Raw genomic sequence first — 13,846 nt, 5'->3', positions numbered from 1 at the left:
GAAACAATCCATAGCATATCAAGCATCAGGCCGTCTGAAAGATAATTTCAGACGGCCTGAAGTTTTATAGGAATGGTTTTGAGAAATAAGTTTTCTACTTCGGGCAGACAAACGTTTAAAACCTTACCTGCGTCTGCAACTGCCTACGATAAACCAATACGGCAGCAGTCAGTGTGGTAAAAGAGAATGCAGACAATAAGAGCAGATACTGGCCGATTCCATTCAAGCCGCTGCGGTTGAGCAGTAATTCCTGAAAAGCCTTCAAGCCCCAAGCCATCGGGGAAATCCAAGTAAGTTGCTGCATGGTTTCGGGCATGACGTGAGCAGGCACCATAATGCCGCCGATTGCCGCCATCAGGATAATGCCGCCGCCGCCGAGGACGACGGCGTGTTCGGTGGATTTGGAGCAGACGCTGATTAATAGCGCGTAGCCAAGGGCGGAGGCACTGACGGCAGCGGACAGCAACGCGTAGGGAACAAGGCTGCCGTTGAGTATGAGGGCGGGTACGCCGATTTCGGGTAATAGGTAGCGGCCGAGCAGCAGCATTCCGACAAACTGAAGCTGGTTAATCAGGAAATAGGGAACGAGTTTGGCGGCAATCAGGCCGGACGCGGAGGCGCGGGCGAGACGCAGGCGGGTGATGGTGTTGGTCTGGCGTTCCAGCGCCATAACGTTCGACAGCGGTATCATGATGAAAAACATACCGAAAATCAGCCATGCGGGAACGCTGTGTTGTACGGCGTTGGGTTTTTCCACCGTGCCGCTGCCTGCACTCAGATAGTGTTCTTCCAGCATTTTTTTATCTAAAAAGCTGCGCACGGCGGCGAATTGTTCGTCGTTTTTTTCATCGACTTTTTTCTGGATGTCTTTACGGATGGAGCGGGGCAGTTTTTTATTGTCGATTTTGATGCCGTCGTTGTTGTCGAAATAGGCGTCTAGCCGCGTTTCGGTGTAGTGCTGCTGCAAAACGCCTTTGACAGCCGCCAGCCATGAAGGCTCGGTATCGGGCGGTACATAGATTTGCAGGGCTTTGTCGTCGGCGATTTTGCCGGAAGCGGGGTTCGGGTTGTGCAGCACCAGTTGAAAACGCTTGTCGTGTAGGCCGTTTTGCGCGTCGGTCAGTTTTTCAGACGGCGTCCGCGTAACATGAATCTGCTCTTTTTCCAGAGCGGCGGCCAGCGCGGTATTGATACTGTCGTTTGTTGCACCAACCAGCGCGATACGGCTGTCAGTGTGCGGATCTTGGTCGCGGCTTAGCGCCAACGACATAATCAGCATGAAGGCGATGGGCATCACAAACAACACGGCCAAACCGTGCAGGTCGCGGCAGAGCAGTTTGAGTTCTTTGAGGAGGGAGGAAATCGTCATTGTGGGTTTTGCTTATCTGTTGCCGGTTCATCTTTGCGCAGGAAATCAAGGTAAAACGTTTCCAGCGAACCGTGTCCCTGCTGGAAGTAGCGGATTTGCGCGCCGCTTTGTTGCAGGGCGGCGTAAACGGCGGCGGCATCGTGTGTCGTTTCCATCATGCCGCGGTTGTCCACTTGCTTGGCACCCAAAGCAGCCAGCGTTTGAGGCGGCAGCGGCGGTTCGACGGTAAAGCGCACGACACCGGTTTGTGTACTCAGAAGCTCGTCCAAACCGCCGTGGTACACCAGCTTGCCGTGTTGCAGCAGCGCGATTTTGCCGCAAAGCTGTTCGATTTCCGACAGATAGTGCGAGGTATAAACCACCGTTACCCCCTGCCGCGTCAAATCCGCCACGCTGTCGAGGATAAAGCGGCGCGACTGCGGGTCGATGCCGACCGTGATTTCGTCGAGAAACACCAATTGCGGCGTGTTAATCAGGCCGATGGCAAAATTCAGACGACGTTTAAGCCCACCCGAAAGATGCTTTGCCGCTTTGTTTTTATGGACGGTCAGGTCGGTCTGTTCCAACAGCGCGTTCAGACGGCCTTTGTCGCGTACTTTGTAAAGCGAGGCGAAAAACAGCAGGTTGTCCCACACAGAAAGCTGCGGATAAAACGCGAAATCCTGCGGCACTAAACCGATTTTCTGCCGCTCGCTGCGGCTTAACAGGCGCAAAGGTTTGCCGTCAAACAAAATTTCGCCCTGCCGCACTTCCTGCAAGCCGGCCAAAAGCGACATCAGCGTTGTTTTTCCCGCACCGTTGTGGCCGAGCAGCCCCAAACATTCGCCGTCGGCAATGTCGAACGACACATTGTCCAGTGCGGCAGTTTCGGCCTTGGGATAACGGTGGGAGAGGGATTGGATTTGAATCATGGTTTCAGACGGCCTTTCGAGCGATATTTAAATCGCAGCACCCCATAAATAACGGCGCTGGAATTTGCCGTCCTTAAATATAAAGCAGACGCCGAAAGGATCGCCGTCTGAACCTTGTCTGCCAAACAGATAAAGCGTCTTATCATTGCCGCGGTAATAGGCTTCCCAGCCTTGATATACATTGCTGCCGCGTGCGGTGGCGGCAAAATCTGGTGAGAACAGTCCTTGCAGTTCGGCAGTGGGAACCGCTTGACCGTTTAGCGTGATACGCTCAAGCGCGAACACGCTTTGGGGAATGTCGTAGTCTGTACCATAGAACGGCTTGCCTTGATAGAGCCGCGCGGTGTATTTGTCTTTGCTGATGCCCGAGAAATCACTGCGTTTTGGGTGAATGCGGCGGGCTACGATGTGTACCTTTTGACCGTTGCCGGACAAAGTCAGCGTATCGTCATGACCGGATTGTTCGCGCAGGCGGACGAAGTTTTTGTTGGAGGCGGGAAATATCAGACGGCTGTAATGGATGAAACCGTAGTCTTCTGCGGCAGGTTGTTGCAGCTGGGCAGTACAGAAACTCAGGCTGCCTTCACCGCCGTCACCCAAACATTCCAACGGTGTGCCGTTGGGGATTTTTGCCAAAACTTTGGCTTTCAAATCGGGGCTTTCGCGTAAGTTGGTGTGTCCGTCGGCATCATGAACCAAGGCAAAGCCGTTCGGCGGCGCGGCATGGGTTAAGGCGGAACACAAGAATAAGACAGTAGCTAGGTAACGCATTTTTTATTTCTTTTAGTTTTCAGACGGCCTGAATGTCAAAATAATTTACGGTAGATTAATCTGGATCGAATAAATCCTGATTATTTCAACAATCCCCGCCACAAAGCTTCTTCATCATCCGCAATTTTGCGCAGAAATTCGGCGATGTTGCGGCAGCCGTTTTCGAACGGTTTTTTGCACTGTTTCACGCACATGGCTGCGAATTGGCGCCATTGGTCGCCGATGGCGGTCATTTGTTCTGAGGCCGTCTGAAATGCAGGTTCGTTGCAGATATGGGCGGCTTGTTCGAGGAAGTAGGCGTAGATATAGCGGAAACCTGCGCCGCCGGTACCGATTTCTTCCTGCATCCGCACCAAATGGCCGAGAAACAGTTTTTGGTATTTGTCGTTTTGTTTGGCAGGCAGGGATTCGATTTTTTTGGCCAGCGTGCGGATGCCTTTGACGCCGATGAAAAAGACCGGTGCGAGCATATGTTTGGCGTTTTTGCGTATGGCTTTGCGGATAATGGCAGGCAAGTCTGCCATGATTTTTTCAGACGGCCTGTTGTCTTCCAAGGTGTACATCATGCCTTTTGCCGCCAATACGCCTTTGGCAAAGCGCGCCCGTTGCAAATCTTCGGCGGCGCAGCGTTGTACGGTTTCAAATACGGGGTCGCTGATGAGGTAGTCGTTGCCGTCTTTGCCGTACACCAAAAGGTTGTGTGCGTTGAAATGGAAGCGCATTTGCGGCGGGAAGTAGGGCAGCCAGAAGACGGAGGTTTGCAAACCGGCCAGTTTGCCTGAAGACAGCGCGGTATCCAATGCGGCTTGTCCGCTTTGTGCGTCGGAAAATTTGCGGACGGATAATTTCAGCCCCAATGCTTTGCAGGTGTTTTTGATGATGCTGCGCGGCGCGGTACGGTAAGAAACCAGCGGCATGCCGTTTAATTTGATCAGCGGCATCCAGACAAATGTCAGCGCATGGGCAATGCCGAAAATCATGGCTTCATCTAAATTGTGGCCATGGTATTTGAGCAGGGTGGACATCACACCGCTTTCGCAATGGGCGGTATGCTGGTGTGGAAATTCTTGTGTGGTCATAAAGTTATTGGTTTTCGTGCAATGTTTTCAGATGGCCTGATGCGGTCGGAATGGTTTGTTGTTTTGGAAATCAGCGGGCTTCTTTGGCCGCTTCCTGCTCGGCTTTGTGACGGCGCAGAAATTCGATGGCGGCGGCTTTTTCGGCTTCGTTGCCGTATTTGGCATCACGTTGGGCGCGGCGCAGTTCGGCGCGTTCTTTAGCTTCTTCGATTTGTTGCGCTTTGAAGTCTTCGCGGTTGTCGGAGGAGACGAGTTTATCCTGTTGTGATTGCGCTTTTGCCATGGCTTTGGCAATCAAATCCATGGGGTTGAATGCGGCGCTTGGTGCGGCTGTTTGGGTTTGTGCCTGTGCGGCCTGTTTGGCTTTGACGGCGGCTTCGCGTTGCGCCAGCAGGGCTTTGCGTTCGGCATCGTCGCGCTGTTTGCGCGCGGTATGGCGTTCGAAACGGCTTTGTGCGTGTTCGGCGGCGGCAAAGCGCGGTTCGGCAGAGGTGCTGAAACGGCGTGCGGACGGCAGGAAGGGCTGCGATACGGGAACCATGTCGATGCAGTCGACGGGGCAGGGGGTAACGCACAAGCCGCAGCCGGTGCATTCGTCGCTGATGACGGTGTGCATCAGTTTGGACGCGCCCATAATGGCATCGACAGGGCAGGCGCGGATGCAGGCGGTACAGCCGATGCAGACGGCTTCGTCAATCAGGGCTACGGCTTTGATTTGTGTTTTTGCCGGAGCGAGGTATGGCTTGCCCAACAGGTTGGCAATGTCTTTCATGACGGTTTCCCCACCCGGCGCGCACAGGTTTACCGGCGCTTCTCCTGCCGACAGGGCGCGCGCATAGGGTAAGCAGCCTTCATAGCCGCACTCACGGCATTGGGTTTGCGGCAACAGGCGGCTGATGCTTTGGATGGGAATGGTCATCATGGATAGTCAAAATCGAAAAGACGCATTATATCAGATTGTTGCGTTTATTTTGACGAAACCCGCTTTGCTTATTTTAGCGAAACTCGCTACGCTCGTTTTGGCGAAACTCGTTACACTCGTTTTCAGACGGCCTGAGTCGGGTTTGCGTTATAATTTTGAAATGGATTTATTCGGATAATTAGGAATGACGGCTACACTTTGCCCCTGTCAGTCGGGGCGTGTTTATACGGAATGTTGCGCACCGTTTCATGCGCGTGAGGCGGCGGCTTCGACGGCGGAAGAGTTGATGCGCTCGCGTTACAGCGCGTATGTTTTGCAGGAAATCGACTATATCGTGGACACGACCGTCCCTGCGCAGCAGAATTTGTTGGACAAGCAGGATTTGGCGGCATGGAGTAAGCAGACGCAGTGGTCGGGATTGAAGGTTATCCGTCATGTGCCGTTTGGCAAGCTGCATGCTTTGGTCGAGTTTGAGGCGTATTTTGAAGAGAACGGGCAAACTGAGTGCCATCATGAATTGTCGGCGTTTGTGAAAATAGACGGGCGTTGGTACTTTATTGATCCGACCGTTGCTTTGCCGACGATGAAACAGCCTTGTTTGTGCGGTTCTGGCAAAAAGTTTAAGGCGTGTTGCGGACAGTTTTTCAAATAGTAATGTAAACAGGCCGTCTGAACGTTCAGACGGCCTGAGCTGTTTTTTCAGATAAAAAAAACCATTCATACTAAGGGAGAAGTATGAATGGCCAATACATTGCGGGAAAACGTCTTACTTGCTGCACCGCCCAAAAGGGATGAAAGAGCGGTGTTGTGTCAGCGATTGATATTCTACCGTTTTTAGTATTAAATGCTGTTAAGAAGTGAAATAATTTCAATAAGTTGCAAGATAATCGTGATTTTTTGAAGATAAACGGTATTTTTACTGATTTTCGCGAATCCATTTCACCCATTGTTGAAACAGCTCGGGTTGCAATGCGGCTATGACGGAACGCTTGAATACATGTTCGCCGCTCCAAAAATCGTCGCCCTCCAAAGTGGTCAGACAGCCGCCGGCTTCTTCAAAAATCAATGCGCCGGCAGCGTAGTCCCACAGCTTTTGTCCGCCGTGGATGTAAATATCGTAGCGGCCGCTGGCAAGGTAGCACCAATCGAGCGTGCTGCTGCCCATGCTGCGGATTGTGCCGAATGGGGCAAGGGTATTCATGCGGCTGGCGAGTTTGCCCGAACGCAGGTATTTGATTTCCACGCCGGCAATGGATTCGTTGAGTTTTTTGTTTTCCGAACGCAGCGGCAGCGGCGTGCCGTTGAGGAATGCGCCTTTGCCGCGTTCGGCGTAGAAACATTCGCCGCTGACCGGATTGTAAATCACGCCCAATTCGGCGTGGCCGTTTTTAACCAGCGCGACGGATACGGCAAAATGCGGCAAACCGTTGACGAAGTTGTTTGTGCCATCGATAGGGTCGACAATCCACAGGCCGTCTGAATGTTCGTTCCACAAACGGGTTTGCTCCTGAACGCTCATCTCCTCGCCCAACATCGGACGATCCTCCAATAAGGGCAGGGCGGCGGCAAAAGCGGTTTGTGCGGCCAAATCTGCTTCACTCAAAACCGAACCGTCTTCCTTGCGTCGTGACGGCGTGTTCAGAAAACGCGGCATGACTTCGGTTTGGGCGATGTGGCGGACGACTTTCTGTAAACGGTATAGCACGGCGTATCCTTGTTTTTTGCAGTTTTGCGTGACAGTGGATTAAAATTCAGGAAGTTTTAAATTATAGTGGATGAAATCGAAATCAGGCAGGCAAGAGGATGTCGCCGTGTTTCAACTTCGTTCACGAAAGTTCAAATTATATACATGAATAAAGCAGGAAACCATGCCCCGATTTTACGTTGATTTTGCCTTAAGCCCCGACAGCGTGGTCGAATTGCCCGATAATGTGGTGCGCCATCTGAATGTATTGCGCGTGAAAAATACGGAAGAAATCGTGTTGTTCAACGGCAATGGCAAGTCATATCCGGCTTTGCCTGAAGTTTTGGAAAAACGCCGCGCCAGCGTGCGGATTCTGCGTGAAGAGGCAACGGACAACGAATCGCCGCTGAACATTACGTTGGTACAGGCGGTATCCGCCGCAGAGCGCATGGATTTCACTTTGCAGAAAAGCGTGGAATTGGGCGTGGCAGAAATTCGCCCGGTCATCAGCGAACGCTGTGTCGTCCGCTTGAGCGGCGAACGCGCTGAAAAGCGGGTGGCGCGTTGGCAGGAAATCGTCGTTTCGGCGTGTGAACAAAGCGGCCGCAATATTGTGCCGAAGGTTTTGCCGCTGACGACTTATGCACAGGTATTGCAACAGTTGCCGCAGGAAACAACCAAACTGTTGATGAGCTTGAACCGCGCTCAAAAGCTAAGCGATGTTCGGCCGCAATCCGGCAAAGTCGTGTTTATGGTCGGTCCGGAAGGCGGCTGGACGGAGAAGGAAGAGCAGCAGGCATTTGATGCCGGTTTTCAATCCGTTACGCTCGGCAAACGGGTGTTGCGTACCGAAACCGCCTCACTTGCGGCCATCGCCGCCATGCAGACGCTTTGGGGCGATTTTGCATAAAGTGGGCCGTCTGAAAACGAGCGTAGCGAGTTTCGCTAAAACGAGCTGTTGCTTCATGATATAAAAATGGGAGTTTAAAAATGTCTTACACCTTTACACTGGCCGAGCACGAGCTGGAAACGGAATTGAAAAAGCTAATCGTGCAAGAGGCCGATAAGGCTGACGATGTGGATATGGATGATTTCACCGACGATGCACTTTTGTTTGGCGATGACAGTCCGGTTGGTTTGGATTCGCTTGATGCGCTGCAGATCAGCGTTGCCTTGCAACAGTATTTCCAAGTGCGCCTACAGGGCGACCGGATGGTGCGCAAACATATGATGTGCGTACGCGATTTGGCGGCGTTTATCCGTGCGGAGCATGGCGCGTGAGTTGGGTTTGCGGTACGGCGGCCACTTCTGCCTTGAATCCGCAAACGGATTTCAGACGGCCTGATGCGGTGTCTTATACGTTTTTAAACCAACCGCAGCAGGCTGCTTATTTTCGTGCATTTGCTAGCGACAGTTTGGGGCGGAAGGAATTGGCGGATATCGCCGAACAACATTTGCGCCTAGCTGCCGAAAATGCAGGCTGGCCATCTGAAAGTTGGCATGATGCGCCGGTGTTTATCGGGTCTAGTTCCTATTCCATCTCCGAATATGAAAACTGCCATTTTGTGGGCAATAGGGCGGAAGAAGAACACAATCTGCTTTATCTCGCCGAAGATTTGCGCCGGCGCAGCGGCAATCGGCAGATTTTCAGTTTCGCTACTGCCTGCACTTCATCCGCCCATGCGCTCATTCAGGCGGATAACTGCTTGCGCGGCGAGGCGGAGCGTGCCTTTGTGCTTGGGATTGAAAACCTCAACCGACTGACTTTGCTGCATTTTCACAGTTTGGGTTTGCTGGCAGAACACTATCAGCCTTTTGGCGGAAACGGTTTGATTTTAGGCGAAGGTGTTGCCGCACTTGCCTTATCTTCCGTTGCTCCCGAATCTTCTTCAGGCCGTCTGAAACTTATCGGACACGCTGCCAATACAGGCAATGACCTGATTCAAAGCGATGGCCAAGCGCAAGAGCAGGTGATGCGCCGTGCGTTAGATATTGCAGGCATCGCTCCTGAAAGCATTGCAGCCGTTAAAACACACGGCATCGGCACGGCTGACAGCGATGCCGCTGAATTGGCCGCACTGGAAAATATATTCGGTGCACTGCCGCCTCTGATGGCGTTTAAGCCGCAAATCGGACACACGCTTGGCGCAACGGCAGCCCTTGAAACAGCCCTGCTTTTATCCGCTTTAAAACAAGGTGGAAACAGCGATTATCAGGGGCGGGAAATTCGTTTTTCCGAGTGCGCAGCTTCACAAAAAGGCGGTTTTTTCTGTTTGGCCAATCAGTTTGGTTTTGGCGGCAGCAACACATCTTTGGTATGGAAATGGCAACCGTAAATCCTAATATCCGCATTACCGCCGCCGTGCGTTTTGATACGGACGCTGGCACCGGTGGTAAAATTCTCAAACAAACCTTAAAGCAGCAAAACGGTATAGATACCCGCCGCCTCAGCCGCTTGAGTTTGATTGCCGCGCTTGGTGCAGGGCAACTGAAGGAACAAAGCAAAATTTGCCCTGATTGCACCGTTTTTCTCGGTACGCTGTTTTCTTCGCCATCCGTGTTTGAAAAAATGGCAGACAATGTACTGAACCATCACGCTGCGATGCCGTTTGACTTTATTGCCAACCTGCACAACGCTCCCGTTTTTCATGCTGCTCAAGCGTTAGGAACGCATGGTGCAACTTTGGTCGTAGCTGTCGACAACAATATGGATACCTGCTTTCATCCATTGTTGCTGGCGATGCAATCTGTGCAAAATGGCGGACAGGCTGCGGTTGGCTGGGCATATGAACATCAAGCAGCACATGCCGATACCCATGAAGGCAGTATTTGGATTGTGCTTGAAGCCGGTGCAGAGCAGGGTGTTCCCGTTGTGTTGAATGATGAAGTGATGCAGACTGATAGGTCGTCTGAAAAGCCGCAATATTATTGGCAAAATATCGCCGATTGGATAGAAGCAGTAATGGCGCACGAGGGTAGGGATGTGAAGAAATGTACTTTGGCGTGATCAGCAAATGATTTTAGAGAAAGTATTTGTCTGTTGAATAAATAAGGTTTGTACCATTAAAAAGGCCGTCTGAAAATGTTTTCAGACGGCCTTTTTGTATAAAAAACCAATCAACGAGACATCTCGCCTTGAATAGCGCGGATATTTGCTTTACGGGCGTTGATGGTACGGGTCAGTTGTTGGATTTTAATCTGATCGCCTTTTTGTTTGGCCGCATTCAGCTGTGTTTGAAGGCGGGTAATAGCGGCCTGTTCGTTGCGTACTTCGGTCTGCAATATTTGTTTGCGGGTTTCCTTAGGACTTGGCTTAGGAGCCGGCGTAACCACAGGAGCAGTACGGATCACAGGGGCTTTGTATTTGCTGTATGAAGAAGCGCGTGATTTACCCGGACGGTTGCGCAAGATAATATTCAGACGCGGATTGGCGGCTTCGGCTGTGTTGGTTACGCTGGTAATCGGAATATGGGGCAGAATTTTGATATCGTTGTAAACATTGCTCGGATCGAACGGAATATCGGCAGCCGGCTTATATGCATTAGGGAAAGGCGTTTGTACGGATGTTTTGCTTTGATCTACCGGGGAAATCGTTGCAGCAGGTTTATTTGGTACATTTGATTCTGCTGTTGGTGTAACAACGGTTTTAATCGTTTGTTCGTTAGCCGTGTTTGTGACGGCTATTTTTACAGTTTTGGTGTTTTTTGCATTACGTAGGGTTGGAGTTTGGGCTTTGCCTTTACGCTTGGTTTCAACTTTGATAGGTGTTTTGTCAAGTGCTTCATCTGAGGCAGTTACGGTTTGGTTATTTTGTTTGGCCGTAGTGCGATCAGGTGTTTTCGGTAAAACAACAGGATTCTGAATAATTGTTTGGGGAGCTTGAATCGCAGATGCTTTCGGGCGGGTTTGCGTAATAGGAGTGGTAATGGAGTCGGGTATATTGTTTGGAGTTTGATCAGCCGCAGTTTGAGGTTGTGTGGTATCAGGCATGACGTTGAGAACGTCAGTAGTGTCAATTTCAGGTTTTATTGTAGATGGGGTTGTATCACCGAGAATGGCAAGGCCGTCAGCAACATTTTTATCAATTTGAGAAGTTAGACGTGCTTGTGCCATCGGAATGGAAATAGGTGCAGGGATACCGTTTTCATTTCGAGTAACAACGACTGGGGTTTGTACCGCAGGCATTGCTTGAGAAGCATGAACGTAGTCAGTGGCAGATGCTTTAAATTCTGTTGTTTGTACCGTTTTTAAAGCGGACATATCGTTGAGGATAGCAGAACCATTTGTAACGGATTTATTAGTTGGTTCAGATTCAGTGAATACGTTAGGTTCTGCAACAATGCTGCTCTCTGTGGTGGTGTTTGTGTCAACTACGCGGCAGGTATTGTTGAGTGGGTATGAAGCATAAACAGAGATGCCTTCAACATTGCAGACATACTCGGCAGCGTTGGCGGCGGCGGGGAGGGTCAGGCTGAGGGCAATGGCGGTTTTGCAGAAAAACGGTTTCATAAAAGCAATAGAATCAGGTTGTTTGTTTAAAGTGTAATTATACTATGTACACTGTCAGCATCCGCCAACTTATTTTTAGGCGGTGTAAAACTGTGGCTGAAAGGTTGAAAATTGGAATAAAAGGTCTTAGGCCGTCTGAAACTTGTCATATAAAGTTTCAGACGGCCTTTGCTGTCATAGCGTATTAGGCGTTTAACAGGCTTTCGTCCAATGTCAGCTCTTCGTTTTTATTGACGGCTACTTTGCGTGCCAAAACGTTTTGGGCGATTTCGTGCGCTTCGGCAAGCGAGTGCATCAGATAAGTACCGCATTGGTATTCGTTCAGCTCGGGAATTTTGCTTTGGTCTTGAACGGTCAAAACATCCTGCATTGAAGCGAGCCATGCATCGGCCACTTTTTGCTCGTCGGGCGTACCGATGAGGCTCATGTAGAAACCGGTACGGCAGCCCATCGGGGAAATGTCGATGATTTCGACGCCGTTGCCGTTTAAGTGGTCGCGCATAAAGCCTGCGAACAGGTGCTCCAGCGTGTGAATGCCTTTTTCAGGCAGGATTTCTTTGTTGGGAATGCAGAAACGCAGGTCAAACACGGTAATAGTGTCGCCTTTGGGCGTGGTCATGGTTTTTGCCACGCGTACGGCAGGGGCGTGCATACGGGTGTGGTCGACTTTGAAACTGTCTAGTAGGGGCATTTGGGTGTCCTTTGAGGTAAATAGATTTTTAGCTAGGGATATTTGGAGACTGAATCACAATTCCGCAATCTCAACTGCTTCGCCCGAAGCCGCGCTTAGTGCTTCGTTCAAAACGTCGTAGAAATCGCGGCTGTCGCGTGTTGCCAGCCATTTGCCGTTTTGCTCGGCGAAATGGTAGCCACCGCTTTTTGCGGCAATCCACAATTCTTGGTTGGGCGTGTGGCGGTTGACGATGATTTGCGTGCCGTTTCCGGCTTCGATGGTCAGGACGTTTCCGGCAAACTGGCAGTCGAAATCCCAGCCGTTTTCGTCGATTTGGTCTTCGATGTGTTCGAATAATTCTTCGCTCATGCGGATGAATTCGCTTTCGGTCATCATGGCTTTTTGTGTGGTTTTTGTTTAAGATACCGAATCTTGCCACATTCGTAATGATGAAGAAAGTTTTACTGATGAAATACGGCGTATTTTTTGCAGCGGCAACGGCTCTGCTGCTCTCTGCCTGCGGCTACAAAGGCGACCTCTACCTGCCCAAAGAAGGCGACAAGGCGCGCTTCGGCGTGATTCAGACCGGCTTGAAATTCGATACGGCAAAAGAGCCGACCACTCAAACCAACGATTAAAAAAGACTTCACAAACATGACCTTATCCTGCGAACAAATCCCTTATTCCCACCTTGCTGAAGAGTTTGGTACGCCGCTTTATGTGTACAGCAAATCTGCGCTGACCGAGGCGTTTGAAAACTACCAAACCGCGTTTGCTGCTTTAAATCCGCTTGTCTGCTACGCGGTTAAAGCCAATGGCAACCTGAGCATCATCAAGCACTTTGCTTCTTTGGGGAGCGGTTTTGACATTGTGTCCGGCGGCGAGTTGGTGCGTGTTTTGGCGGCCGGCGGCGATGCGGCGAAAACGATTTTTTCCGGTGTGGGCAAGAGTGAGGCAGAAATTGAATTTGCGCTGAATGCAGGCGTGAAATGCTTCAATATGGAAAGCATTCCCGAAATCGACCGTATTCAAAAGGTTGCCGCGCGTTTGGGTAAAGTCGCTCCGGTTTCCCTGCGCGTCAATCCTGATGTCGATGCCAAAACCCACCCTTATATTTCCACCGGTTTGAAAGCCAACAAATTCGGTATTGCCTATGCCGATGCGCTTGAGGCCTATCGTCATGCTTCCCGACAAAGCCATTTGAAAATCGTCGGTATCGACTGCCACATCGGCTCGCAACTGACCGACCTCAGCCCGCTCATCGAAGCCTGCGAACGTATCTTGGCCTTGGTCGACCAACTGGCAGACGAAGGCATTGTGTTGGAACACTTGGACTTAGGCGGCGGTGTCGGCATTGTTTACCAAGACGAAAATGTGCCTGATTTGGGCGCGTATGCCCAAGCCGTTCAAAAACTGATCGGTACGCGCCGTCTGAAACTGGTCCTCGAGCCAGGCCGTAGTTTGGTCGGCAATGCTGGTGCGTTGTTGGCGCGCGTCGAGTTCGTCAAACACGGTGAAGAGAAAAACTTTGTGATGGTCGATGCAGCGATGAACGATTTGATGCGTCCGGCACTTTATGATGCCTATCATCACATTGAAGCGGTCGAAACCAAAGACATTGAGCCTCTGACGGCCAATATCGTCGGCCCGATTTGCGAAACCGGCGACTTTCTCGGCAAAGATCGCACTATCGCCTGCGAAGAAGGGGATTTGCTGCTTATCCGCAGCGCCGGTGCGTATGGTTCAAGCATGGCGAGCAACTACAACACGCGCAACCGTGCGGCGGAAGTATTGGTTGACGGCAGCGAATGTAAACTTATCCGCCAACGCGAAACCGTCGAGCAGCAAATGGCCAACGAATTGGCTTGTTTGTAAGGTTTGATTGTTTAAAAGGCCGTCTGAAAGCTTGACTGACTTTCAGACGGCCT

Annotated in this window: 16 protein-coding genes; 7 read left to right on the top strand and 9 right to left on the bottom strand. The window is 51.1% G+C overall.

Going from position 1 to position 13,846, the window contains the following annotated elements; all coding sequences use genetic code 11:
• Positions 1-115 precede the first annotated feature (115 nt).
• The 5 genes from ACTHTK_RS04670 to ACTHTK_RS04650 form a co-directional block, all read right to left on the bottom strand.
• A complete protein-coding gene (locus ACTHTK_RS04670; RefSeq protein WP_107723783.1) occupies positions 116-1,369 on the bottom strand; it encodes an ABC transporter permease in 1,254 nt (417 codons plus the stop codon).
• Positions 1,366-2,280 carry an ABC transporter ATP-binding protein gene (locus ACTHTK_RS04665; RefSeq protein ID WP_440378425.1) on the bottom strand — a complete coding sequence of 305 codons (915 nt, stop codon included), beginning with the start codon at positions 2,278-2,280 and terminating at the stop codon, positions 1,366-1,368. The genes ACTHTK_RS04670 and ACTHTK_RS04665 overlap by 4 nt, the downstream gene beginning before the upstream one ends.
• A 27-nt stretch (positions 2,281-2,307) precedes the next feature.
• Positions 2,308-3,051 (bottom strand): SH3 domain-containing protein, encoded by a 744-nt coding sequence (locus tag ACTHTK_RS04660; RefSeq protein ID WP_440378424.1) that lies wholly within the window; start codon positions 3,049-3,051, stop codon positions 2,308-2,310.
• An 80-nt stretch (positions 3,052-3,131) separates the two neighbouring features.
• The gene (locus ACTHTK_RS04655; protein WP_440378423.1) at positions 3,132-4,130 is read right to left on the bottom strand and encodes a BtrH N-terminal domain-containing protein; all 999 of its coding nucleotides are present in this window, start codon (positions 4,128-4,130) and stop codon (positions 3,132-3,134) included.
• Positions 4,131-4,200: 70 nt separating this feature from the next.
• A complete protein-coding gene (locus ACTHTK_RS04650; protein WP_199903872.1) occupies positions 4,201-5,049 on the bottom strand; it encodes an RnfABCDGE type electron transport complex subunit B in 849 nt (282 codons plus the stop codon).
• Between the two features lie 187 nt (positions 5,050-5,236).
• Here ACTHTK_RS04650 and ACTHTK_RS04645 point away from each other — a divergent pair, with 187 nt between their 5' ends.
• On the top strand, positions 5,237-5,704 hold the full coding sequence (locus ACTHTK_RS04645) for a YchJ family protein (protein WP_107723778.1): 468 nt from the start codon (positions 5,237-5,239) through the stop codon (positions 5,702-5,704).
• 264 nt (positions 5,705-5,968) lie between these two features.
• Here ACTHTK_RS04645 and ACTHTK_RS04640 read toward each other — a convergent pair whose 3' ends face one another.
• Positions 5,969-6,757, bottom strand: coding sequence for an inositol monophosphatase family protein (locus ACTHTK_RS04640; RefSeq protein WP_440378422.1), 789 nt, complete (start codon positions 6,755-6,757; stop codon positions 5,969-5,971).
• Positions 6,758-6,920: 163 nt separating this feature from the next.
• On the opposite strand from ACTHTK_RS04640, the gene ACTHTK_RS04635 reads away from it, so the two are divergent.
• The 4 genes from ACTHTK_RS04635 (at position 6,921) to ACTHTK_RS04620 (ending at position 9,743) form a co-directional block, all read left to right on the top strand.
• Complete coding sequence (locus ACTHTK_RS04635; protein ID WP_440378421.1) at positions 6,921-7,646, top strand: 16S rRNA (uracil(1498)-N(3))-methyltransferase; 726 nt, start codon at positions 6,921-6,923, stop codon at positions 7,644-7,646.
• 80 nt (positions 7,647-7,726) lie between these two features.
• A complete protein-coding gene (locus ACTHTK_RS04630; protein ID WP_070606132.1) occupies positions 7,727-8,017 on the top strand; it encodes an acyl carrier protein in 291 nt (96 codons plus the stop codon).
• Positions 8,014-9,072, top strand: coding sequence for a beta-ketoacyl synthase N-terminal-like domain-containing protein (locus ACTHTK_RS04625; RefSeq protein WP_107723776.1), 1,059 nt, complete (start codon positions 8,014-8,016; stop codon positions 9,070-9,072). Before ACTHTK_RS04630 ends, ACTHTK_RS04625 begins: the two co-directional genes overlap by 4 nt.
• Positions 9,054-9,743 carry a hypothetical protein gene (locus ACTHTK_RS04620; protein ID WP_107723775.1) on the top strand — a complete coding sequence of 230 codons (690 nt, stop codon included), beginning with the start codon at positions 9,054-9,056 and terminating at the stop codon, positions 9,741-9,743. Before ACTHTK_RS04625 ends, ACTHTK_RS04620 begins: the two co-directional genes overlap by 19 nt.
• A 110-nt stretch (positions 9,744-9,853) precedes the next feature.
• Here the strand turns inward: ACTHTK_RS04620 and ACTHTK_RS04615 are convergent, their stop codons facing one another.
• From ACTHTK_RS04615 to cyaY, 3 genes are all read right to left on the bottom strand, one after another.
• On the bottom strand, positions 9,854-11,245 hold the full coding sequence (locus ACTHTK_RS04615) for a hypothetical protein (RefSeq protein WP_371459614.1): 1,392 nt from the start codon (positions 11,243-11,245) through the stop codon (positions 9,854-9,856).
• A gap of 184 nt (positions 11,246-11,429) precedes the next feature.
• Positions 11,430-11,936 carry an S-ribosylhomocysteine lyase gene (gene luxS / locus ACTHTK_RS04610; protein WP_004518928.1) on the bottom strand — a complete coding sequence of 169 codons (507 nt, stop codon included), beginning with the start codon at positions 11,934-11,936 and terminating at the stop codon, positions 11,430-11,432.
• Between the two features lie 54 nt (positions 11,937-11,990).
• Positions 11,991-12,314 carry an iron donor protein CyaY gene (gene cyaY, locus ACTHTK_RS04605; protein ID WP_107723773.1) on the bottom strand — a complete coding sequence of 108 codons (324 nt, stop codon included), beginning with the start codon at positions 12,312-12,314 and terminating at the stop codon, positions 11,991-11,993.
• A gap of 50 nt (positions 12,315-12,364) precedes the next feature.
• Here cyaY and lptM point away from each other — a divergent pair, with 50 nt between their 5' ends.
• Together lptM and lysA are read left to right on the top strand one after the other, a co-directional pair.
• Positions 12,365-12,556, top strand: a complete 192-nt coding sequence (lptM, locus tag ACTHTK_RS04600; RefSeq protein WP_003684659.1) for an LPS translocon maturation chaperone LptM — start codon at positions 12,365-12,367, stop codon at positions 12,554-12,556.
• A gap of 16 nt (positions 12,557-12,572) precedes the next feature.
• Complete coding sequence (gene lysA / locus ACTHTK_RS04595; RefSeq protein ID WP_440378420.1) at positions 12,573-13,793, top strand: diaminopimelate decarboxylase; 1,221 nt, start codon at positions 12,573-12,575, stop codon at positions 13,791-13,793.
• Positions 13,794-13,846: the final 53 nt, after the last annotated feature.

It is taken from the genome of Neisseria sp. P0006.S009 (assembly GCF_051962915.1).
GTDB lineage: Bacteria > Pseudomonadota > Gammaproteobacteria > Burkholderiales > Neisseriaceae > Neisseria > Neisseria subflava_E.
This window is presented reverse-complemented; position numbering and strand designations above follow the sequence as displayed.